Origin of the sequence: Flavobacterium sp. 90 (assembly GCF_004339525.1) — a bacterium.
Lineage (GTDB): Bacteria > Bacteroidota > Bacteroidia > Flavobacteriales > Flavobacteriaceae > Flavobacterium.
On record NZ_SMGE01000001.1, the window covers coordinates 1,807,599 to 1,829,885 of the forward strand.

Below are 22,287 nucleotides of genomic sequence, written 5' to 3' on the forward strand. Positions count from 1 at the left end.
GAACTTTATTTATGTCGAAAGTTGTAAAGTCTAAGGTCATAAAGTCATACTTTTGACTTTCAGACTTTAGTCTTTCGACTAAATTTGTGGAGAATAACGGAGTCGAACCGTTGACCTCCTGCGTGCAAGGCAGGCGCTCTAGCCAGCTGAGCTAATCCCCCATTTCTTAAATCTTAGATTGTAGAATTCAGATTTTAGATTTCTAATTCTTCTCTAATTTCTTTTGGTGAATTCCAACTTCCAGAATTTCCTTTCTTAAGTTAAATAGTAGTCCCGGGCAGACTCGAACTGCCGACCCCTACATTATCAGTGTAGTACTCTAACCAGCTGAGCTACGAGACTCTGTTTTTCTTAAGTTTTTCATTATTTTTTTAAATTAACAGCAAGAGTAATTGAATCTTAATATTCAAAACCTATAAATAGACATCTTTTTTCCTCAACGTGTTGACAAGTCAACTAACATTTGAGGCTCTAGAAAGGAGGTGTTCCAGCCGCACCTTCCGGTACGGCTACCTTGTTACGACTTAGCCCTAGTTACCAGTTTTACCCTAGGCAGCTCCTTGCGGTCACCGACTTCAGGCACCCCCAGCTTCCATGGCTTGACGGGCGGTGTGTACAAGGCCCGGGAACGTATTCACCGGATCATGGCTGATATCCGATTACTAGCGATTCCAGCTTCACGGAGTCGAGTTGCAGACTCCGATCCGAACTGTGACCGGTTTTATAGATTCGCTCCTGGTCGCCCAGTGGCTGCTCTCTGTACCGGCCATTGTAGCACGTGTGTAGCCCAAGGCGTAAGGGCCGTGATGATTTGACGTCATCCCCACCTTCCTCACAGTTTGCACTGGCAGTCTTGTTAGAGTTCCCGACATGACTCGCTGGCAACTAACAACAGGGGTTGCGCTCGTTATAGGACTTAACCTGACACCTCACGGCACGAGCTGACGACAACCATGCAGCACCTTGTAATTTGTCTTGCGAAAAATCTGTTTCCAAATCGGTCAAACTACATTTAAGCCTTGGTAAGGTTCCTCGCGTATCATCGAATTAAACCACATGCTCCACCGCTTGTGCGGGCCCCCGTCAATTCCTTTGAGTTTCATTCTTGCGAACGTACTCCCCAGGTGGGATACTTATCACTTTCGCTTAGCCACTGAAATTGCTTCCAACAGCTAGTATCCATCGTTTACGGCGTGGACTACCAGGGTATCTAATCCTGTTCGCTACCCACGCTTTCGTCCATCAGCGTCAATCCATTAGTAGTAACCTGCCTTCGCAATTGGTATTCCATGTAATCTCTAAGCATTTCACCGCTACACTACATATTCTAGTTACTTCCTAATAATTCAAGTTTAACAGTATCAATGGCCGTTCCACCGTTGAGCGATGGGCTTTCACCACTGACTTATTAAACCGCCTACGGACCCTTTAAACCCAATGATTCCGGATAACGCTTGGATCCTCCGTATTACCGCGGCTGCTGGCACGGAGTTAGCCGATCCTTATTCTTACGATACCGTCAAGCTCCAACACGTTGGAGTGTTTCTTCTCGTATAAAAGCAGTTTACAATCCATAGGACCGTCATCCTGCACGCGGCATGGCTGGATCAGGCTTGCGCCCATTGTCCAATATTCCTCACTGCTGCCTCCCGTAGGAGTCTGGTCCGTGTCTCAGTACCAGTGTGGGGGATCTCCCTCTCAGGACCCCTACCCATCGTAGCCTTGGTAAGCCGTTACCTTACCAACTAGCTAATGGGACGCATGCTCATCTTTTACCGTTGTGACTTTAATAGTAGAATCATGCGATTCAGCTATACTATGAGGTATTAATCCAAATTTCTCTGGGCTATCCCTCTGTAAAAGGTAGATTGCATACGCGTTACGCACCCGTGCGCCGGTCTCTAGCTCCGAAGAACTATACCCCTCGACTTGCATGTGTTAAGCCTGCCGCTAGCGTTCATCCTGAGCCAGGATCAAACTCTTCATCGTATATTTTAATATTATATTGCGATGTTTTCTCTATCGGTTCTTTTCGAATCTCTCAATTCTATTACTCTTATTCTTTTGTTTTAACATCTCTGTTAAAACGGCTGTCAATTCAATATGTCTACGAACGTGTTTCTTTTTTGTTTCGCTTGTCTCTCAAAGCGGGTGCAAAAGTAGAAAAAGTATCTCTAACTGGCAAATGTTTTTTGAAGTTTTTTTTTAAGAAAATTTCTTTTCTTTTTAACTTCATATTTACCAATCTTTCAATGAACTTTCCATGTTTTGCGGGGTGCAAATGTAATATCCCTTTTCGAATCTCACAAGCTTTTTGGAATCTTTTTTTGAAAATAAATTTTCCGTTTTAATTCGTTTGCTTGTCAGTATTTCAGTGAACGTCTATCGCTGTTGCGGGTGCAAAAGTAGGTAGTTTATTTACATTTACAAGCCTTTTTTAAAACTATTTTTATTCTTTTTCAAAACTTTTTCTTAACATTCTGATAACAGCAAGTTTAGAGTTTTTACTTTTTTGTCAATTTTAGGAATTTTCCTGCGTGCATTATGCTTATCATAATTTAGCCCTTTCAAAATCCAACTGTTTTAAGGAGTTTTCACCTTTATTACCTCTTTACTGATTACTTTATAACAGCTATGGAATACTACTTTTATTGATTCTTTCTTTGTTTTGATTCACAGAAAGACGCTAAAGCTTATTTTCATGCCTTTTCTTGCTTCTCGCAAAGTCGCAGATACGCAAAGTTTTTATTTTATCGCTTCGCTTCTTTTAAAAACTACCACCCTAGCCCTGATAGCAGAGAAAATCCTTTTGTGCCGGGGTTCGGCACAAAAGATTGAAGCGGATAGCAGGAAATAGCTCCTTATTAAAATCAAACTTCAAATTTTAAAATCTAAACTCCAACTTAGAAAACCCATTTCGTTGGAAGATTCATCAATAACCCACCCAACCAAACAAAAGCTACCTTATATATACATAAAAACAAACCCAACAGGCTTTAAAAACCTGTCGGGTCATATAATATAGATTCAAAAAAAAAAAAAAAAAAAACTCCTATATATTATAGTATACTTTTCCTTAATCACAATCTACTTTCAAAGGCCAAAACGTCCGATCACAATTAAAACAGAACAACATTGACAATGTTCTCATTTTTTTTCACCTAAGAGACATGAGTAAGCACAAACAAAAGCAAACCACAAACAAAACCACTAATCTCAACAAAACACATGATCCGTTTTACTTTTCCGTTGAACCAATAAACTATATTTGAAAATTGAGATTTGATGGATCAACACTAAAACGTGTGGAGAAATTTAAAATATTTTGTATTAACTAATTATTTTAACCGCAATCCCGATAGCTATCGGGAGCAAAGTTTTTTATACATATCGGATTTTAAAAAATACAAAGTTCGCAAAGTCTTATTATTCATCTTGCCTTGCGTATTTTACCGCAAAGCACGCAAAGGTTTTTTATTTGTAAGGTTTTATAAAAATGCAAAGTTCGCAAAGCTATACTGATAAAGCTTTGCGAACTTTGCGTTTAATGAGCGTAATCTATAACAAAAAAAACTTTGCGCCCTTTGCGGTTATATTCATCACTAATTTACAACCCCGCAGGTTTTCGTATTGACCCGATTTGATTCCGAAATTTAGGAATTAAAAAATTGAGATTTTAAAAATTTTGGAGTTTGCCAAAAGGCTATAAATCAAAAAAGCCATCCACAAAAGTGGAAAGCTTTTCATTGGTCTAACTACTAAACCAGCTACGAGTTACAAAGTCGTAGCAAAACAACACAACTAATCTTAGATACCGTATTTGGGCAAAAAAGCCTTTCCGTTAAGAAAGGCTTTTCCCAATATTGCGGTCTGGACGGGACTCGAACCCGCGACCCCATGCGTGACAGGCATGTATTCTAACCAACTGAACTACCAAACCTCTGCGTTATTGCGGTTGCAAAGATAGTACAGAATTTCATTTCTGCAAGTGTTTTGCTAAAAAAAATTAAATATATTTTTAAATTATTAGCCAAAGTTTTGTTTTTCAACTAAATATGTAGTCAATATTTTTTCGAAATTATCTCCCACATTCACCGGCACGTACTTAATTTGGTTCTTTGCACAAGTCAAAGACAGTTTTTTAAAGTACTCTTCTGCTCTTTTTTCGTATTCGACTTTTACATTATCGGCAAAAATCGATACTTCTTCACCTGATTCTAAGTCAATAAACTTTCGAGGCGCATTATCAAAGTCAAATTTAAGCTCCGTTTTATCGTCTACAACATGAAATAAAACGACTTTATGTTTATTGTGTTTTAAATGCTGCAAAGCATTAAACAACTTTTCATCATCTTCTGACTGAAACATATCTGTAAATATGATAATCATCGAACGACGATGCATTTTCTCTGCGATTTGATGCAAATACGTAATTGTGTCCGTTGTTTTCTTGACTTTTGGCTGCTCTAATAATTGCTCTAATTTATTGAGCAACATTCTATGATGACGATCACTTCCTTTTTCGGGAGCATAATATTCGTAACTATCTGAGAAAACACTTAAACCTACCGCATCGCGCTGTTTCTTTAAGATATTCATCAAAACTGCAGATGCTAAAACCGCAAAACCAATCTTCTTTTCATAAAAAGGCTGACCGAATTTTAATTCCGGATAATGCATCGACGACGAGTTATCAACAATAAGATGGCAGCGCAAATTGGTTTCTTCCTCATAACGTTTGGTATACAAACGATCTGTTTTTGCAAATAACTTCCAATCAATATGTTTGGTGCTTTCACCTGCATTATAAACTTTATGCTCGGCAAATTCAGCCGAAAATCCATGAAACGGACTCTTATGCATTCCAGATATAAAACCTTCTACTACCTGATTTGCCAGCATTTCGAGATGCTGAAAACTGGAGACTTTCTCTATTTCCGATTCAATTTTCATTCGGTTTCTTTTTTAATATTTTGTGCGCGGTACAATCCGTCCGTCGCCTGCAACAATTTCCTTTTCAGAATTGGACTAAAATTAGGGTTTTCTTTTAAGAATCGCTGCACTTCATCAAAAGCATATTTCGATGAATATTTTCCAACAGTATTACTCAACCAATCTTTTGGAAAGAAAATATCTCCCGTGCGCTGAATTTCATTCACCAAATCTAATGAAAATCTAATATACTTTTGAGCACTTTCCTGACGCAACGGATGATGAAAATTAGCCAAACCTACAGAAACCCACGCTTCTTTTTCTCGGTTTTTGTCTTCTTTTAAAGATTCCATAAACACATTTCGAACCAATTCGTCTTTTGATAAAGAAGGAAGTAAAAACTCAAATCGCTTTTGTTTGTCCGGATTCGTGATTGTTGTTCTGGTTTTATTCAAGATTTCATCTGCTTCTTCATGTTTGAATATTGCCAAATTCATTGCGATATTGGTATAATCATCTTCATTTAATTTTAAACCAGGAACCGAAATTTCTTTATTCCAAATTTGATATAATTTGGCTTTCGCCGAATCTGAATACGCAATTGAACTGAATAAATTAAACAAAGTCTTTTTTATATTGCTCGACAAATTGGCTTGTAAACGTTCGTACAAAACATCTTCAAGTTGTTTCTGCGCTTTGAGTTGTTGCTTTTCTGTTAGGAATTTCCAAAAAAGGGCATTTGTCTGATTCGTAATTATTTTTAAAACCAACTCATTTTGCTCAAGCTGAATTCCTTTTATAAAACAATCTAACGCTTTGCTTGGCGAAATATTTCCGTTTAAAGTGTTTTCATAAAGATTGCTATAACTCGACGCTCTTGCAACCTCATCTTTCAAAGTTGAAATAGCATTTAAATTATTCCCGTCAAGCGGAAAAACTCCATATCCGAAACCATTGTAATTGTAAACAATGCTTTGTGGTTTTGGGTGCCTGATTACCTCTTTCAGAATTGTCATTTTATCTTTTATATTAACCTCAACAATCTTAACATTATCCGGATAAATCAAACCAATCTGAAAGACCTGAGGCCAGATATTATCTGACTTATCTTCTGCTTTTTGCTGAATTTCAAAAGCTGAAATTCGGTTTTGAGCATCATATTTTATTTGATCTGTAAAAATGGCTCTTCCAGATTTGTTTACCCAAACTTTGCTCCATTTTTGCATGTCTAGCGGAGTTTCAGCGTCTAGAATTTCAACTAAATTATTCCAATCGGCATTATCGTTGGCATATTTTTTAATGTATTTTTCGATTCCTTTCTGGAAAGCTTCTTTTCCCATCGAAGCTTCTAACTGACGCATCATTATTGGCGCTTTATTATAAATAATAGCTCCATAAAGCGAACCTGCATCTTTCAAATTAGCTAAATTTTGCTTTATCGGATGTGTTCCTAACGAACGATCTTCTGCGTAAGCGCTTGCATAATGTGCCGAGAAAAACTGTAAATTATGATTGATTTTCGGGAAAATTGGATTCATAATTTTGTCTGCCATAAAGTTCGCAAACACTTCTTTCATCCAGACATCATCAAACCATTTCATGGTCACCAAATCGCCAAACCACATGTGCGAAGTTTCATGTGCAATTAGTTTCGCACGATCTAATTTCTCGCTGTCGGTTGCACTATTATCCAAGAACAAAGTCGATTCTCTATACTGAATCGCGCCTACATGTTCCATTCCGCCATATTGAAAAACGGGAATCGAAGCAAAATCTAACTTCTGAAAAGGGAATTTATAATTGGTATATTTTTCTAAAAAGTCTAATGATTGTTGGTGTAAACTAAAAATTGTATCTGTACTAACTTTTATTTTCTGTTCGTTGTTTTCACGATACAACATCGTCATTTCTCGATTTCCTGGTTTCTGCGTAACGCTTTTAAATTTTCCTGCCAAAAACGAAAACAAATAAGTACTCATTTTGTCTGATTCGCCAAAAGTATACGCCGTAAAATCTCCTTTTTCTACTTTCTCTTTTACATCGGCTCCAGCCAAAACTGACCAATCTTTAGGAACCGTCAAACTCAATTTGTAAGTTCCTTTAATATCCGGCTGATCAAAACACGGAAACAATGTACTCGCGCGATCCGGAACTAATAAAGTATACAAGAAATCATCATTACGGTTTAAGGATAAATTTCCTGCTATAAAGGAAATGGTAATGGTATTTTTTCCCTGAATCAAATCTTTAGCAGAAATAACAATATGCCCTTTCTCATGAAGAATTGCAACACTTTTTCCGTTAATCTGAATAGATTTTATATTCTGAGTTTTCTCTTTAAAATCTAAATATAAAGGCTCGCTTAAATCAGAAATCATCAGGTTCAAAGCTAGATTTGAATTAATTTCCTGTTGTTTTTCTTTCGGAATTTCAAACGAAAGTCCGTAAGTTACATTAGAAATTTGATGTTTCCTAAAAATTGCCATTTGTTCTGAAACACCATTTTCTAAAACAAAATTTTCTTTTTGTTTCGATTGAGAAAAACCAATTGTAGTAAATGCAAGAACACAAAGAAAGCTGTAGAAAATTTTCATTTTTATAGGAATATATGATTCGTAAAAATAAAAAAAGTTTGCCACGAATTATTCTTTTTTGCCACAGATTAAAAGGATTAAAATGATTTTTTTTAATCTGAGAGAATCATTTAATCTGTGGCAAGCTTTTTAAGCAATATCAAAATAAAAAATTCGTGTTAATTTGTGTAATTAGTGGCAAAAAACAACAAAAAAGGTCCGACTTGCGCCAAACCTTTTCCAAACTTACTAATTCAAGCTATCCAAAAATGAAATTATTCAGTTTGTTGAAATTTCAAAGCTGTATCCCATAAAGCAACTGTTAAAACAGGGTTTCCATCCGGAATGTTCACTATAAAAGAGTTTATATTACCTGTAACAGCTGGTTTTGAGCTAAAACCGGATTCAGAAAAAACAGAAGCTTTTTTCGTGACTGTAGTTTTCTGATAAAATCCTGATAACGCCATATAAGCGGTAAGAGGATTTTCTTTATTATAGGTAAATCGTTCTGCTTTGTTATCGTTACTATTATAAGAGATCATCACAAGTATAAGTATCAAAAATGTGAATATCAAAAGCGGTAAAAAAGGTTTTAGGGCTTTCATAATAATTTGGTTTTGAAATTTATTAAACATATTATTTTGAGAAAATCAACTAGAAAAAAGAGCTGTTACTCTGTTTGTTTAAACAGAAAAGAAAAATCTCCCGCATAATAATCGTCCCTTTTGGTTGAAGGATAAACAGGGTCTGTTGCTGAATTTAACGAGTAAGCATAACCTGTAATTATAATATTTCCTGCCACAATAGGATAAGTTGTTGAAGATCCATCTGTTTTTGTTCGGGTAATCCAGTCATCACTATAAACTGATAAAAAATACTCTTTATCTTTAATAAGCTGAATAGGCAATATTGTTTTTTCGAAAGCCATATTTGCTACAGAAACAAACATTTTTTCTGAATGTATAACTGTTTTCGTTGATGCATCCCACAAAGTAATTCTTAAAGCTGTATTGGTATCTGGCATTTTTGCAAAAACGGAAGTTATTTTGCCAGTAACTGTTGGCTTAAAACTAAAGCCAAACTCATAGAATCCTTCATTTTTTGCATCTACTGCTTTTTGATTAAATCCTGAGGTTGCCAGATAAGAATCTAAAGGATTTTCGGCCACATAAGTAACCGGAGCTTTATTATCATTATCATCACCGCTGCATGAAATCGTTAACAGCGCCACTAATAAAAGTGCCAAAATGGTTTTTAAAGTTTTCATAATAAATTAATTAACGGATTACTTATTTGGTTTTAAATTCTTTGATTTTCTTTTAGAAAAACTATTGTTGAATATTAAAATGTGCACAAACTTCTTCGTAACTCATTTTAGAATAATCTAATTTGGCTTCTTTTGATGTCGCAGCTGCAACGCCACCAGGAATCAAAATATAGCGCCAGCTAAGAGTTGTTGGAAGACCTACAGTTCCTACTCCTGAATGTGTAAAACGAAACAATTTGATTTTCTTTAGAGTAGAAATTGCCGTAATCGTATTAACAGTTCCACCTGCCAATGAAGTGTATGGCAATGTAAACGTTCCTGCTCCATAAGACACATAAACCAATATGCTTCCTTTTGAAAGAATATCGTCAGACAATTCCGGTGCATTAATCGTTGTAGACATTCCTGAAGTTCCATCTACTGTTTCTGCAGCTGCAGTTGGCGCGGTCAACCATGCGCTATAAATAACATTTGCCGTTCCTGTTGCTCCCGCCGGACCTGTTTGCCCAACAGCTCCATCGATTCCGTTTGTTCCGTCATCGCTACTGCATGAAGTTGTAAAAATGGCAACTAATAAAATGGCAAAAATGGTTTTGGTAATTTTCATAATAATTTGGTTTTAATAATTCATTAAATGATTAGTTTTTAATTCAATAGCGTTATTTTTGTAAAAGCCAAAATGATAGTAACAGAACGTTTCTTTTGTCTGAAGGCTTAATTACAAAACAAATTTGCAAGATTAAAACGGGCAGAAAAACCACCAATAGACAAACAACATTTTAAATAGACAGACAACTATAAAACCGAATCAAATGATCAAAAAATATACTTGTATCATTATAGACGATGACGAAATTGACAGACTTACGGTGTTATCGTTTGCCAAAAAATTTCCGGTTTTGGATATTTTAGGTGTTTTTGAATCGGCAGAAGATGCGCTTTTATTTATCGAAAAAGAAAAGATCGATATTTTGTTTCTGGATATTGATATGCCAGGTTTAAACGGAATCGAATTCAGAAAACAAGCCTTAGAAATTCCGGTTTGTATTTTTATAACAGCACATCCTGAACATGCCGTAGAAAGTTTTGAAATAGAAACACTCGATTTTATCGTAAAACCTTTAAAACTCGATCGATTTGCACAAACTATAAGCCGAATCGAAGAGTTTATGGAAATTAAATTAAAAGCCTCACTTTTTGAAGCAAGCATTGGCGGCGACACCATTTATATAAAAGAAGGTCACGATCAGACGAAAGTCAAACTACACGAAATTTTATACCTTGAAGCTCTAAAAGATTATACCTTAATTATTACAGAAAAAAAAAGACATTGCGTTTTATCGAGTATTGGCAATCTTTTGAAAGAAGATCATTTTCAGTCTTTTATTCGAATTCACAGAAGTTTTGCGGTTCAGAAGCAATTCATTCAGAAAATAAATTCGACCGAAATTCTTCTAAACAACAATATTACTATTCCCGTTGGCAGAAGCTATAAAGAAAATCTAAATCTGTTCTCATGAAAAAAATTGGGTTCTTGTTTTTGTTTTTCATCAACTTAACTGTTTTCGCACAGCAGGAACCTAATTTAGCTCGGTATCAAAACCCAGATGAAAGACTAAAAATCTGGCTTAAATATGCGAATGAAATTATTGATTTAGAAGATTATGCGAAACTCTTAGGTGTTGCCGAAAAAGGAATTAATATTTCTAAAAACAATCCTGCTTATTTGAGCAGGTTTTATCTTTATAAAGGCCTGGCATATGAATTCAGTAATAACCAATATCAAAAAGCAGTCGTAAATTATGAGCTTTCGCTAAAATATGCCAAAAGCGTTAAACATCTTAAAAACGAAACCTCGGCTCTAATGCGCCTTAACTATATTTATTATTCTCTTAATGAAACAGCCAAAAGAAAAAATCTAATACAATATATAAAAAAGGTTCTCGATACAACGAAAAATACCTATACACAATCTGTTCTAAACGGAAGCCTTGGAGAATATTATCTTGATTATTCTCAATATGAAAATTTCATCGGATATCAGTTAAAAGCGATAACGTATAAAAAATTGCTCCCAAAAAGCATTTCAAATACAGAAAACATTGGAGTTTCATACAGCCAGATTGCCAGCGCATATATTAAGATGAAGCAATTTGATAAAGCAATTGAATACTTAAACGATGCCAAACCTTATATAAAGACCTCTCCTTATATCAGTGCTTTTTCCTGTAATTATTATATGCAGTGTTTTGTAGCAGAAAACAAACCGGACAGCGTTCAAAAATATTACAGGTTGATTTATACACTTCCCTCTGTAAAAGATTCGTTATTTCTTAATTTGAGCTTCGCCAACCGAAGTATGGCAGATTATTATGTTGGTAAACATCAAATAAATAGAGCTTATAATTATGCTGTAAAAGCCGTTTTACTCGGAAAAAAATCAAATGACGAAGATATTATTATGGAAGCCAATACCATAATGGGAAACGTTTTATATCAAAAAGGTGAATATAAAAAGGCAATCGAAACCTTAAAGAAAGCTTCAACAAATGCCCTAAATTATGATAAAGAATCGTTTGTAAGTATCAATAAGAAACTATCTCAAAGTTATGCGGCACTAGGACTTTGGAAAGAAGCTTATCGTTACAACGACATTTATACTAAATCTAATGACGAAATGATGCAAGAATCGGCTAAACAAAGTATTGCCAATGCCGAAGCCCGTTATCAAAACAAAACCAAAGGACAAGAAATAAAAAGTCTTTCGGCTCAAAATACCATTAAAAACATTCAGATTGTCGAAGCCAAAAAACAACGTATCTTTTTAATTTTGGGATTAATTTTGGTTGCAATCATTGGGTTATTATTGTTCAGACAAAACCAAAACAGAAAGAAAACCAATCAAAAATTGCAGCTTTTAAATCAAGAACTTGACGAAGCTAATAAAATAAAAGCCCGATTCTTTGGTATTTTAAATCATGATTTGCGAAGTCCTGTTTCGAATTTAATTCACTTTTTACATCTTCAAAAAGAAAATCCCGAACTTATTGATGAAGCAACTGCTTTGCGCATGCAAACAAAAGTTATCTCAGGAGCCGAAAATTTATTATCCTCAATGGAAGATATTTTGTTGTGGAGCAAAAGCCAGATGGAAAATTTCAAACCTCATTTTAAAGAAATTCCAATAGCTACAATATTCGAAGAAATGAAGAATCATTTTTCAAGTGTAGAAAACATCGAAATTTTATTCGAAAATCCTCAAAATATTATTCTGAATACTGATGAAAATTACCTAAAAACCATTATCCGAAACTTAACCGGAAATGCCATCAAAGCACTTGATAAAACCCAAAACGGCAAAATAATCTGGAAAGCCTGGCAGGAAAATAATCAAACGTATCTTTCGATTACAGACAATGGTCCGGGCGGAACTCAGGAACAATTTAAAGCTTTATACGACGATTCAGAAGTTATAGGAATCAAATCCGGTTTGGGATTGCATTTGATTCGGGATTTGGCTACAGCCATAAATTGCAAAATCGAAATCCAATCAAAACCAGATTCAGGAACGACTTTTTTCTTAAAGTTTGCCACGAATTGCACGAATTAGCACGAATTATTTATTTGATAATGTTGACAAAATAGTTTGCTACAGATTAAAATGATTTTCACAGATTAAAAAAATCCTTTTTAATTCTTTTAATCTGTGGCAAAAAAATTAAACCCCATTTTAATTCGTGAAATTGAATTTTGAGTTTAAAATAATTAGTGCTAATTCGTGAAATTCGTGGCAAAAAACCTTTAAACATAAAAAAGGCTTGACTTTCGCCAAACCTCTTTTATATAAATCATAATCTTACTATTACAACAAAGCGTCTAAACTATCTGCGTAGGTTTGTTTCGGAGCAACTCCTACTTGTTTTCCTACTACTTCACCGTTATGAAAAACCAAAACGGTTGGTATGTTACGCACACCATATTTTGCAGCGAATTCTTGGTTTGCATCTACATCTACTTTACCAACAACTACTTTACCTGCGTACTCTTCGCTGATTTGGTCAATGATTGGACCAACCATTCTACAAGGACCACACCATGCTGCCCAAAAATCTACCATTACTGGTTTATCTGATTTCAAAACTACTTCATCAAAAGTAGCATCTGTTATTGCTAATGCCATAATTTCTTATCTTTTTAAAATTATAGTTTGAATTGTTACGCTTCAAACTAGAGTACAAATTTAAAAATTAAATACAAATGAAACACCATTCCCAGATTAGTTTTCATTATAAATGTATTGTCAATAATTATATTAACACGAAAAGTATTATTTATAAGTTTTAACCTACAACTAATTGAACATCATCTTTTTAAAAACCGTAAGTTTTTTACCTTATCTTTATTAATCCGCAAAATCCACACCAAATGAGAGAAATTTTACTTCATATAAAAACCTTTTTTCAATCGGTTCATTTTAAGAAATATGTCAAACGTTTTGGTTTCTTTATTTTGGGATTAATTGTTTTGCTTCTTCTTGCTTGCGGCGGATTATCTATTTATTTCAACCAACATAAAACCGAAATCATCGCTAAAGTCAATACCAAAATCAACGAAAACATTAATGGAAAATTCCATATTGGCGATTTTCATTATAAGTTTTTAACCGGTTTTCCGAATTTTACTTTAGCATTAAAAGATGTTGAAATCAAAGACAATCAATGGCAAACACACAAACATACTTTATTGAACGCAAAAGAAATTGAAGTTCGACTCAACGTTTGGAGTTTACTGCAACACGAAATCAACATTCATAAAATCCTGATTAACGAAGCGGATATTTATGTTTATAAAGCCAAAAATGGCTATTCGAATGCAAACATCTTTAAACCTAAGAAGAAAAAAGATCCCAAAAATAAATCGGAAACCGAAACTACGGTTGACCAAGTTGAACTTAGCGGCGTTCACTTTATTCTTGACAATCGTTTAGGACATAAACTATTTGATTTTGATGTAGCCAATTTAACCACAAAAGTTGAATATGACGGTGATGATTGGCAAACAAATGTTTTTCTGGACACACAAATTGCCAGTTTAGCGTTTAATACCATACACGGAAGTTTTGCAAAACAAAAAGAACTTAAAGGAACTTTTGCGGTTTCTTATGATTCCCAAAAGCAAAAAATTGATGTTGTAACCAAAGGTCTCAAAATAGGCGCAGATTCTTTTGACATTACCGCTTATTTTAATTTAGCCAAAGGAAATGCGCTCTTCGGAATCAATATTGGAACAACTATTTTATGGCAAAATGCATCCAATTTATTATCGGCAAACATAAGTTCTAAGCTTAACCGATTTAATCTAAAAAAAGAAATTGATGTGAATTGCGACATCAAAGGAGATTTTAATGCCGAAGGAGATCCCAGAATTGTCGTCCAGGCAATTATAAAAAATAACGAACTCAGCATTCCAGACGGACAACTTACTGATTGTAGTTTTAAAGGTATTTTTACCAATAATTTCAAACCAAAAGAAGGTTTTAACGATGCAAATTCGGCTATTATTTTAACCCATTTTTCAGCAAATTATGAAAATATACCGCTTAAGATTCCGCAATTGTCTATCAATAATCTAGAGAAACCATTGGCAACCGGTTATGTAAGTTCTGATTTTGACGTTACAAAACTAAACGAAGCAAGCAACGACAAATGGATTCAGTTTTCTGAAGGTCACGCCACAGCAAACCTAAAATTTCAGTTTGACATTGTAGATTTGTTTATTACCAAACCACGTTTTATTGGAAACGTAAACGTGCAGAATGTCTCTTTTCATTTTATTCCGAAAAATATTCACGCCGAAAAAATCAATGTTCAGCTTGACTTTACCGAAAAAGCTTTACTGATTAAAAAGATTGCTTACAAACACAATAAAAACATCATTTATATCGAAGGCAAAATCGATAATTTCCTCAATTTATATTATGATGCACCAGAGAAAATGGTCGTAAACTGGGATATTTATTGTCCTAATATAGATCTCAAACAATTTCTGGGAGTTTTGGCCAATTCTCAAAAAAGCAAATCCACACCCAAAAAAGCTACAATGTCTCATCAATTGCGAAATGCAATCGAAAAATGCGTCGTAGATATCAACATCAAAGCCGATAAAATAAATTATAACAAACTAACCGCCACCAATACAAAAGCCGAAATCCAGATGATCGATTCCAGGCTTATTATCAAAAACGGTTCTCTGCAAACTTCTGGGGGAAACATTACTTTTAGCACCATCGTACAACCAAATGGCAATAATTTTAATTTTAGTTCGAATGCGCAGGTAAATCGGGTTGATATTGCGAGTTTTTTAAGATCGTTTAACAACTTCGGAATTCAGTCTTTTTCTCCAAATAATATCAAAGGAAAACTCAGCAGCAAGGCAAATGTCAGCGGATTAATCAATAGCAAAGGTGAATTAATCACCAATTCTATGCACGGAAAACTTGATTTTAATGTCAATCAGGGCGCGTTACTTAACTTTGAACCTATTGTAAAAGTTGGGAAATTTGCGTTTCCGTTTCGCGATGTCAAGAACATTACTTTTAGTGATTTGTCGGGGAACCTCAACATGCGCGGAGAACAAATCGATGTCAACAATCTAACCATAAGTTCCAGTGTGCTCAACTTCGACGTCAACGGAATTTACTCTTTTGGCCGAGGCACTAATCTCGCCCTCACAATACCACTCCGAAATTCTAAAAACGACATCAAACTCGCCACAAAAGCCGAACGCGACGCCGTTCGCAGCCGCGGAATTGTTCTGCATTTAATTGCACTTGATGATGATGGAAAAATGAAAATCAAATGGGGAAAGAAGGATAAAGAAAAGTAATTTCATCACGTAATATTGGCATTTCTACGAAGGAGAAATCTCCGCAAGTAACTCGACAAAGATTTGTCCCTCTGAGCGAAGTCGAATAGTTTCTACAACTTTAAATATATATTGACACTATTCCCAAAACAAGTATCAATACAATCATTGCAATTCCTACCTCATTTATTCTTGAAACTCGCTGTTCAAAATTCTTTTTAAATGATAATACAGCAGGTACAAAAAATAAATTTATTAGAATACTAAATGGCAAAACCCAATAAGAAACACCTTCCGGACCTCCATTTGATAGAATTATAGAAATCGAAACAGGAATAAAATAAATGTTTATACTAATGATTAAAAAAGCTATTATTTTATTTCTTCTGCTTATCATAGATTTCTTGATTTAAAATTATAACAAAGATATTTTCTTTTCTAGAATCTTCAACGCCAGTCAAAAATGATTGGCGTTTTTTTATCAATAAAACTAAAATACTCATCATTAAAACCTTCTAAAATGTGACTCTTATGCCGTTGTACCAAAAGTAACATTTGGATAGTTTTGTTTACTTCAATATCCTAAAATCAATGAGTATAAATATCAGAATTGGCGAGCGAATTCGCGAATTAAGGAAAGCCAAAGGTCTTTCGCAAGAAGCGTTAGCAAATCTTGCAGAAGTCGACAGAACTTATATGACAAAAGTTGAAACTGGGAAAAAAAATGTAACAGTCAAAATTTTAGAAAAAATAATTATTGCTCTTGAGACTGATTTTGGAGATTTTTTTAATAATAACAATTTCAAGAAATAATGACACAAAAAAAGTATTCAGCTATAAAAGAGAAACTCCATATCGAAGTTGATAAAAAGACGGATAATGGACTTGCTCAACTTACTCATTATTTTCAAAATCATACAAATGGAGTTTCACAATATTTCAAAGAGAATGCTGCAGAATATTTATGTGACATTCATGAAAAATTGAATATTGTTGAAGAACCTAATTTTCAATATTACCTACCAATAAAATGGGATATCCCGTTTCCTCCACCTAAAAACCCTGAATTTAAATTTATAGATCTGTTTGCAGGAATTGGTGGAATAAGACTTGCTTATCAAAATTTAGGTGGCAAATGTGTTTTTACTAGTGAATGGGATACTTATTCAAAAAAAACATATGAAGCAAATTTCGGAAAAGTTCCTTTTGGCGATATAACACAAATAAATGAAACAGAAATTCCTGATCATGATATTTTATTAGCAGGTTTTCCTTGTCAGCCTTTTTCAATAGCGGGAGTTTCAAAAAAGAATGCATTAGGCAGAAAACATGGTTTTTTAGACGAAACACAAGGGACACTTTTTTTTGATATTGCACGTATTCTTAAACATAAAAGACCTAAAACTTTTATGTTAGAAAATGTAAAGAATCTCGTATCTCATGACAAAGGAAACACTTTCAAAGTTATCCAAAACACATTAAGAGAATTAAATTATACTATTTATTTTAAAGTTTTAGATGGTAAACATTTTGTTCCTCAACATAGAGAACGAATTATAATTGTTGGATTTGATAATAAATATTTTAAAGGAAAAGAAAATTTCAAATTTCCTGAAATGAGTGATACAAAATTCGCATTGAAGGATATCCTTTTACCTGAAGTTGACCCAAAATATACTTTATCAGATAAACTTTGGAGTTATCTACAAGAATATGCTAAAAAACACAAAGCTAAAGGAAATGGTTTTGGATTTGGTTTAGCAGATTTAAATGGGATATCAAGAACAATGAGTGCCAGATATTATAAAGACGGTGCAGAAATATTAATTCCTCAAGAAGGCAAAAATCCTAGAAGATTAATCCCCAGAGAATGTGCAAGACTTCAAGGTTTTCCTGATAATTTTATCATTCCTGTTTCTGATAATCAAGCTTATAAACAATTCGGAAATTCAGTCGTATCTCCTTTAATGCAAGCAGTTGGCAAAAATTTAGTTGCCGAAATTGCAAAACAAGAGGCTAATCAAAAATTAACTTCTCTAGAGCAATAATAGAATAAATCGTGATAAATTAATTTTAAATTTATTAATAATGGAAAATGGTCTTCTTTCAAAATACTTTAAAGGCATAGTCGCAAAAAAACTTAGTCAAGTTGAAGTGAATCCCCAAGTTTCCAACCAACACGAATTCAATGGTATCAATGAATTTAAATCTATTTTAGGCGCAGAAAAATCTACATATGAAGGTATTTTTATATACTTAACTGATAATGAAGAAACCATATTAAATGAGACAGGCTCCTTAACTTGGTATAACGCACGAGAAAATGATCCCAAAAGAAATGAATTTCGCCTTTATTATTCCACAACACAAATTATGGAAAAGGCGAATGTTGGTGATTTCTTATTAATTGGACTGACGCATGATAATAAATTAGCTGTAGTAGTAGCTCCGACAGGAACAACAGCCGAACAACAACTGCTTTGGCTTTTTGAAATTGGAGAAATTGGAAGCAAATTTATTTTCCGTGATATTTCTTCAAATGACATCAAACTTAATTTTGCAGGAAAGTACATCCTTAATTCTCTTGGTTTTGAAATCGATGAGACTGAGCCAAATTTCTTAGAATTAATACTTAACACATTTGGAAATCAGTTTCCTTCAACAGCGATCTTTTCAAATTTTGCACGCTCAACAGTTAAAAATGTCTCCCCTATTGAAGAACCTGATAAAACTTTAATTGCTTGGCTTGAAAGAGAAGAAATACTTTTCAAAACACTTGAAAAACATATTGTATCAAAAAAACTTGAACAAGGATTTGGAGAAAATAAGATAGACGTAGATGATTTTATTTCATTTTCATTAAGTGTTCAAAATAGAAGAAAATCTCGTGCAGGTTTTGCTTTTGAAAATCATCTCGCATCTATTTTTCAATTTCAAAAAATAAGTTTTTCTAAGGGAGCAAAAACAGAAAGGAATAACAAACCTGATTTTCTTTTTCCGTCAATAATAGATTATCATAATCCAGATTTTCCCGTTGAATTATTAACGATGCTTGGTGTTAAAACTACAGCAAAAGATAGATGGAGGCAGGTTTTGTCAGAAGCAGATAAAATTTCTCAAAAACATTTAATCACCTTAGAGCCAGCAATAAGCGTAAATCAAACTGACGAAATGTTTGCGCAAAATCTACAACTTGTAATTCCACAATCTTTAAAGGAAACTTTTACTGCTTCCCAACAAATTAATTTATTAAACCTTCAAGACTTTATAAACGTAGTTCGTCAACGACAAAAATAATATCATTAGAAATAATTAACTAAGATTATCATGGATGTCCATAGTCCAGAACAACGTTCAAAAAACATGCGGGCAATTAAAAATACCGCAACAAAAGCCGAAGTAACGTTGGCAAAAGCATTATGGAATCTAGGTTACAGATATAGAAAAAACAACAAAACAGTTTTTGGCAAACCGGACTTTACTTTCAAACAATTAAAAATTGCCATTTTTGTAGATTCAGAATTCTTTCATGGGAAAGATTGGGAAACTCGAAAAAAACCACAAACCAATCCTGAATTCTGGATCAAAAAAATTGAACGAAATATACAGCGAGATATAGAAGTTAATACTTATCTGGAATCTCAAAACTGGAAGGTTCTTCGTTTTTGGAGTAACGATATTAAAAAGAATTTGGATTCTTGTATTCTTGAAATTCAAAACGCAATTGCAGAAAAACAAGTTTGACAATCGAAACGGAGTTTCTTGCGGAGATTCCTCATTCTTCGGAATGACAAAGCGGGCGGAAAAAGGAAACAATCAGAAAAAGAATAAAAATAAAAAAAGCCACTTCATAGTGGCTTTTCGTTTATTATAGTTTAATCATTTACATCCAAATAAGGATTTAAGATTTCGGCTAATTCATTGAGCCAGAAATAACCTTCTTCAACTCCTTTTGGATCGATTTGCAGGGTTTCGCATTCTCGCATTAAAGACATCGCGAGAAGATAATTTACTCTTCGGATTGCTTTTGCGAAACTTTTAGGATCTGTGGCTTGGTTGAAAAATTCGTTTAACCGCAATTCTGTTTCTTTTGAAAGGGTGTTTAGACTCATAATAACTTGCATTTAGGAAATATAAAACCCGCGTAGCTAAGGTGTCCTACGCTGCAAGAGCGTTGCAGTTGTTTCCAATACCGCCACCATACCACACGGGCACAAAGTTTTTCTGATCTCATAATTCTTGCATTTTAGGACTGCGAAGATACCAAAAAACGTTGTGGTTTGTGCGGGTTTTCTTTGTTGATTTGAAATTATGATTTCTTCCTATATTATTACACTTCTGCGTCGCTTGTGCTAAAGTTCCGGAGGAACGATTTATTTTGTAGCAACGGATTTTAATCCGTTGTTAACAAAGTATTGTTCAAAAAAAATTCCAGAGGAACGATATGTATATAAATTCGTTAATCTTTGCGGGGCTTCGACTTCGCTCAGCCTGACAATTTTGGTTTGGCTCAGCTTGACAATATTTTGGAGTTTTTCTCTTATTTGACGCGACAATTGTTGCGGAGTTTCTTGTGTGATTTCTCCTCTGTCGAAATGACAAAAAACTAGAATTATTTTCTTAATGTTTTATTAACTCACTTGTGTTTTTATTCTAAAAAAGATAGCTTTGAGAAACAATCATTAAATATAAACCCATATGAAAATTCAAATCAATACAGACAAGAACATCGAAGGACACGAAAGATTAGAAGCTTATTTTTCTGGAGAATTAGAAAAAGGTTTAGCGCGTTTTGAGGAAAAAATAACCCGCATCGAAGTACATTTTGGAGATGAAAACGGAGAGAAATTTAGCTTAAACGATAAAAAATGTGTGATTGAAGTTCGTACAGCAAAACTACAACCCATAACCGTTACAGAACACTCTGATACGCTTGAAAAGGCTTTTAGTGGTGCTCTTGCAAAAGCAAAAAAATCACTTACTACGACTTTCGAAAAACAGAAGACGTTTTAACTTATATACCAACAAATACAAAAATGGCATTGTCTTAAATTTAGATAATGCCATTTTTTTATACTCTAAATCGTTGCGCGTAATTATTTAACACATAGAAACATAGATTTTAGGGCTTTAAAAAAGGCGTTTCACTTGTTTAAATAATCATAGCTAGCTATCTGAGAGAAATGTATTTTTTTGTATTCTTTTTTACATCTAAAAGCTATGTTTCTATGTGTTGAATGTTTTTTATGCTTTTTAAGAAACTCTGGAAAAATAAAATTAAGATAATAATAACGCTTTTCGCTATTGTAAGAATTAAATTTGCAGTCCCAAAAAATGGACTTAATCCTTGAAGGAAAACAAGCGAATTGATTAGGATTTTCTATAATAATTTTTTAAAATAAACTCATGAAAAAGCAACTACTCGTATTACTAACCGCAGTTTTGTTAAGTTTTGGCGTAAATGCACAAGTAAAATCATCTGAAACAAATGTTCTGGTTTTGATCTATTCTCAAAACGGAGGAACTTATAAAATGGCAAAAGCAATTGCCGAAGGAATTCAGGAATATCCACATACAAAAGCAACTATAAAACGTGTTCCTTCGATAAATGCAAAAGAAAAATTAAACGCTGATGTGGAGAAATTGCCAGTTGCAACGATCGAAGAATTGGCAAATTATGACGGAATCGCGTTTGGAAGTCCGGTGCATTTTGCAAATATTAGCGCTGATATGAATTACTTTTTCAGTCAGAGTATTCCGCTTTGGACTTCTAGAACTTTAGAAGGAAAACCGGCAACTGTATTTATGTCGGCTGGATCCGGAGCAGGAAAAGAAGCTGCAATTTTATCTTTTTGGAATATTCTTGCTTCGCACGGAATGATAATCGTACCTACAGGAATTATGGGAACGGCAACTTTAGACAAAACAGTTCCGCAAGGAAATACTCCATTTGGAGCAACTGCATTGGCTGGATCGCCTGTTGGAACTCGTCCGTCGCAAAGCGAATTGAATTTGGCTAAAGAACAAGGAAAAGCTTTGGCAAGAGCAGCTTCTGGATTGAAAAATACTGAAAATGTAAAAGCTGTAAAAACAACTTCTACAGAAACTAAAATCGATATCAATAAAACTTTAAAGGACAATAATATCGTTCTTCCTGAAGCTCCGAAACCGGTTGGGAATTATGTTCCGTTTACGATTTCAGATCATAAAGTATATATTAATCAAGTGGCTTTGAAAGATGGAAAGATCTTGAATGCAGGGAAAGTTGGCGCGACAGTTACAGACGATCAGGCGAAAGAAGCAACGTATCAAACGATGCTAAATGTTATTGCGGTTCTAAAAGAAGCTTGTGGGGGCGATTTGAACAAAGTAAAACAATGTGTGCAATTAACGGGATATTTTAATACTACTCCGGAATATACACAACATGCGGCGCTTATGAATTCGGCTTCGAATTTGACGGCTTTGGTTTTTGGCGAAAAAGGTAAACACGCGAGAGCAACTATTGGGGCGGCTTCTTTACCTATAAATTCGGCTGTTGAAATTCAGGCGATTTTTGAAATTGAATAATAAGGAAGATTTTACCGCAAAGGGCACAAAGGATTACGCAAAGGTCGCGAAGTTTTTTGCATTATGCTTTGCTTTGAGATT

17 protein-coding genes, 3 tRNA genes and 1 rRNA gene are annotated in these 22,287 nt (G+C 34.3%); 9 read left to right on the plus strand and 12 right to left on the minus strand.

The genetic code is table 11. From position 1 onward, the window contains the following. Nucleotides 1-87: 87 nt before the first annotated feature. From C8C83_RS07235 to C8C83_RS07275, 9 genes are all read right to left on the minus strand, one after another. Nucleotides 88-161 (minus strand) — tRNA-Ala (locus tag C8C83_RS07235). A 107-nt stretch (nt 162-268) separates the two neighbouring features. After that, nucleotides 269-342 (minus strand) — tRNA-Ile (locus C8C83_RS07240). 133 nt (nt 343-475) lie between these two features. After that, nucleotides 476-1,989 (minus strand): 16S ribosomal RNA (locus C8C83_RS07245). A gap of 1,877 nt (nt 1,990-3,866) precedes the next feature. Next, nucleotides 3,867-3,940 (minus strand) — tRNA-Asp (locus C8C83_RS07250). 86 nt (nt 3,941-4,026) lie between these two features. Further along, nucleotides 4,027-4,953, minus strand: coding sequence for a DUF58 domain-containing protein (locus tag C8C83_RS07255; RefSeq protein ID WP_121327398.1), 927 nt, complete (start codon nt 4,951-4,953; stop codon nt 4,027-4,029). Further along, entirely contained in the window at nt 4,950-7,526 is a 2,577-nt protein-coding gene (locus tag C8C83_RS07260) for a M1 family aminopeptidase (RefSeq protein ID WP_132011706.1), read from the minus strand. The genes C8C83_RS07255 and C8C83_RS07260 overlap by 4 nt, the downstream gene beginning before the upstream one ends. A gap of 254 nt (nt 7,527-7,780) precedes the next feature. After that, a complete protein-coding gene (locus C8C83_RS07265; RefSeq protein WP_132011707.1) occupies nt 7,781-8,110 on the minus strand; it encodes a hypothetical protein in 330 nt (109 codons plus the stop codon). A gap of 65 nt (nt 8,111-8,175) precedes the next feature. After that, nucleotides 8,176-8,772, minus strand: coding sequence for a DUF4082 domain-containing protein (locus C8C83_RS07270; protein ID WP_121327402.1), 597 nt, complete (start codon nt 8,770-8,772; stop codon nt 8,176-8,178). Nucleotides 8,773-8,833: 61 nt separating this feature from the next. Then, nucleotides 8,834-9,379, minus strand: a complete 546-nt coding sequence (locus C8C83_RS07275) for a hypothetical protein (RefSeq protein ID WP_121327404.1) — start codon at nt 9,377-9,379, stop codon at nt 8,834-8,836. A 205-nt stretch (nt 9,380-9,584) separates the two neighbouring features. Between C8C83_RS07275 and C8C83_RS07280 the strand changes: the two genes are divergently transcribed. Together C8C83_RS07280 and C8C83_RS07285 are read left to right on the plus strand one after the other, a co-directional pair. Next, nucleotides 9,585-10,292 (plus strand): LytTR family DNA-binding domain-containing protein, encoded by a 708-nt coding sequence (locus C8C83_RS07280; RefSeq protein WP_121327406.1) that lies wholly within the window; start codon nt 9,585-9,587, stop codon nt 10,290-10,292. Next, nucleotides 10,289-12,382 carry an ATP-binding protein gene (locus C8C83_RS07285; protein ID WP_121327408.1) on the plus strand — a complete coding sequence of 698 codons (2,094 nt, stop codon included), beginning with the start codon at nt 10,289-10,291 and terminating at the stop codon, nt 12,380-12,382. Before C8C83_RS07280 ends, C8C83_RS07285 begins: the two co-directional genes overlap by 4 nt. A 252-nt stretch (nt 12,383-12,634) precedes the next feature. Here the strand turns inward: C8C83_RS07285 and trxA are convergent, their stop codons facing one another. Further along, nucleotides 12,635-12,952 (minus strand): thioredoxin, encoded by a 318-nt coding sequence (trxA, locus tag C8C83_RS07290; RefSeq protein ID WP_041516662.1) that lies wholly within the window; start codon nt 12,950-12,952, stop codon nt 12,635-12,637. A gap of 245 nt (nt 12,953-13,197) precedes the next feature. Between trxA and C8C83_RS07295 the strand changes: the two genes are divergently transcribed. Further along, nucleotides 13,198-15,657 (plus strand): AsmA-like C-terminal region-containing protein, encoded by a 2,460-nt coding sequence (locus tag C8C83_RS07295; protein ID WP_121327410.1) that lies wholly within the window; start codon nt 13,198-13,200, stop codon nt 15,655-15,657. A gap of 100 nt (nt 15,658-15,757) precedes the next feature. On the opposite strand, the gene C8C83_RS07300 is transcribed toward C8C83_RS07295, so the two are convergent. Next, nucleotides 15,758-16,033: a hypothetical protein gene (locus tag C8C83_RS07300; RefSeq protein ID WP_121327412.1), complete on the minus strand. Its 276-nt coding sequence runs from the start codon at nt 16,031-16,033 to the stop codon at nt 15,758-15,760. 194 nt (nt 16,034-16,227) lie between these two features. On the opposite strand from C8C83_RS07300, the gene C8C83_RS07305 reads away from it, so the two are divergent. The 4 genes from C8C83_RS07305 to C8C83_RS07320 are packed head-to-tail and all read left to right on the plus strand — an operon-like array spanning nt 16,228 to nt 19,380. Continuing rightward, on the plus strand, nt 16,228-16,449 hold the full coding sequence (locus C8C83_RS07305; protein ID WP_121327414.1) for a helix-turn-helix transcriptional regulator: 222 nt from the start codon (nt 16,228-16,230) through the stop codon (nt 16,447-16,449). Beyond that, nucleotides 16,449-17,684 (plus strand): DNA (cytosine-5-)-methyltransferase, encoded by a 1,236-nt coding sequence (gene dcm / locus C8C83_RS07310; RefSeq protein ID WP_121327416.1) that lies wholly within the window; start codon nt 16,449-16,451, stop codon nt 17,682-17,684. Before C8C83_RS07305 ends, dcm begins: the two co-directional genes overlap by 1 nt. Nucleotides 17,685-17,724: 40 nt before the next feature. Beyond that, complete coding sequence (locus C8C83_RS07315; RefSeq protein WP_121327418.1) at nt 17,725-18,933, plus strand: type II restriction endonuclease; 1,209 nt, start codon at nt 17,725-17,727, stop codon at nt 18,931-18,933. A 30-nt stretch (nt 18,934-18,963) separates the two neighbouring features. After that, nucleotides 18,964-19,380, plus strand: coding sequence for a very short patch repair endonuclease (locus tag C8C83_RS07320; protein WP_121327420.1), 417 nt, complete (start codon nt 18,964-18,966; stop codon nt 19,378-19,380). Nucleotides 19,381-19,511: 131 nt separating this feature from the next. Here C8C83_RS07320 and C8C83_RS07325 read toward each other — a convergent pair whose 3' ends face one another. Continuing rightward, a complete protein-coding gene (locus C8C83_RS07325) occupies nt 19,512-19,748 on the minus strand; it encodes a hypothetical protein (protein ID WP_099710425.1) in 237 nt (78 codons plus the stop codon). Nucleotides 19,749-20,334: 586 nt separating this feature from the next. Between C8C83_RS07325 and C8C83_RS07330 the strand changes: the two genes are divergently transcribed. Next, a complete protein-coding gene (locus C8C83_RS07330) occupies nt 20,335-20,649 on the plus strand; it encodes an HPF/RaiA family ribosome-associated protein (protein WP_121327422.1) in 315 nt (104 codons plus the stop codon). A gap of 393 nt (nt 20,650-21,042) precedes the next feature. Then, complete coding sequence (wrbA, locus tag C8C83_RS07335) at nt 21,043-22,206, plus strand: NAD(P)H:quinone oxidoreductase (RefSeq protein WP_121327424.1); 1,164 nt, start codon at nt 21,043-21,045, stop codon at nt 22,204-22,206. Nucleotides 22,207-22,287: the final 81 nt, after the last annotated feature.

Coding starts and splice junctions, on each gene's coding strand:
- C8C83_RS07255 (WP_121327398.1), bottom strand. CDS start 4,953: ATGAAAATTGAATCGGAAATAGAGAAAGTCTCCAGTTTTCAGCATCTC.
- C8C83_RS07260 (WP_132011706.1), bottom strand. CDS start 7,526: ATGAAAATTTTCTACAGCTTTCTTTGTGTTCTTGCATTTACTACAATT.
- C8C83_RS07265 (WP_132011707.1), bottom strand. CDS start 8,110: ATGAAAGCCCTAAAACCTTTTTTACCGCTTTTGATATTCACATTTTTG.
- C8C83_RS07270 (WP_121327402.1), bottom strand. CDS start 8,772: ATGAAAACTTTAAAAACCATTTTGGCACTTTTATTAGTGGCGCTGTTA.
- C8C83_RS07275 (WP_121327404.1), bottom strand. CDS start 9,379: ATGAAAATTACCAAAACCATTTTTGCCATTTTATTAGTTGCCATTTTT.
- C8C83_RS07280 (WP_121327406.1), top strand. CDS start 9,585: ATGATCAAAAAATATACTTGTATCATTATAGACGATGACGAAATTGAC.
- C8C83_RS07285 (WP_121327408.1), top strand. CDS start 10,289: ATGAAAAAAATTGGGTTCTTGTTTTTGTTTTTCATCAACTTAACTGTT.
- trxA (WP_041516662.1), bottom strand. CDS start 12,952: ATGGCATTAGCAATAACAGATGCTACTTTTGATGAAGTAGTTTTGAAA.
- C8C83_RS07295 (WP_121327410.1), top strand. CDS start 13,198: ATGAGAGAAATTTTACTTCATATAAAAACCTTTTTTCAATCGGTTCAT.
- C8C83_RS07300 (WP_121327412.1), bottom strand. CDS start 16,033: ATGATAAGCAGAAGAAATAAAATAATAGCTTTTTTAATCATTAGTATA.
- C8C83_RS07305 (WP_121327414.1), top strand. CDS start 16,228: ATGAGTATAAATATCAGAATTGGCGAGCGAATTCGCGAATTAAGGAAA.
- dcm (WP_121327416.1), top strand. CDS start 16,449: ATGACACAAAAAAAGTATTCAGCTATAAAAGAGAAACTCCATATCGAA.
- C8C83_RS07315 (WP_121327418.1), top strand. CDS start 17,725: ATGGAAAATGGTCTTCTTTCAAAATACTTTAAAGGCATAGTCGCAAAA.
- C8C83_RS07320 (WP_121327420.1), top strand. CDS start 18,964: ATGGATGTCCATAGTCCAGAACAACGTTCAAAAAACATGCGGGCAATT.
- C8C83_RS07325 (WP_099710425.1), bottom strand. CDS start 19,748: ATGAGTCTAAACACCCTTTCAAAAGAAACAGAATTGCGGTTAAACGAA.
- C8C83_RS07330 (WP_121327422.1), top strand. CDS start 20,335: ATGAAAATTCAAATCAATACAGACAAGAACATCGAAGGACACGAAAGA.
- wrbA (WP_121327424.1), top strand. CDS start 21,043: ATGAAAAAGCAACTACTCGTATTACTAACCGCAGTTTTGTTAAGTTTT.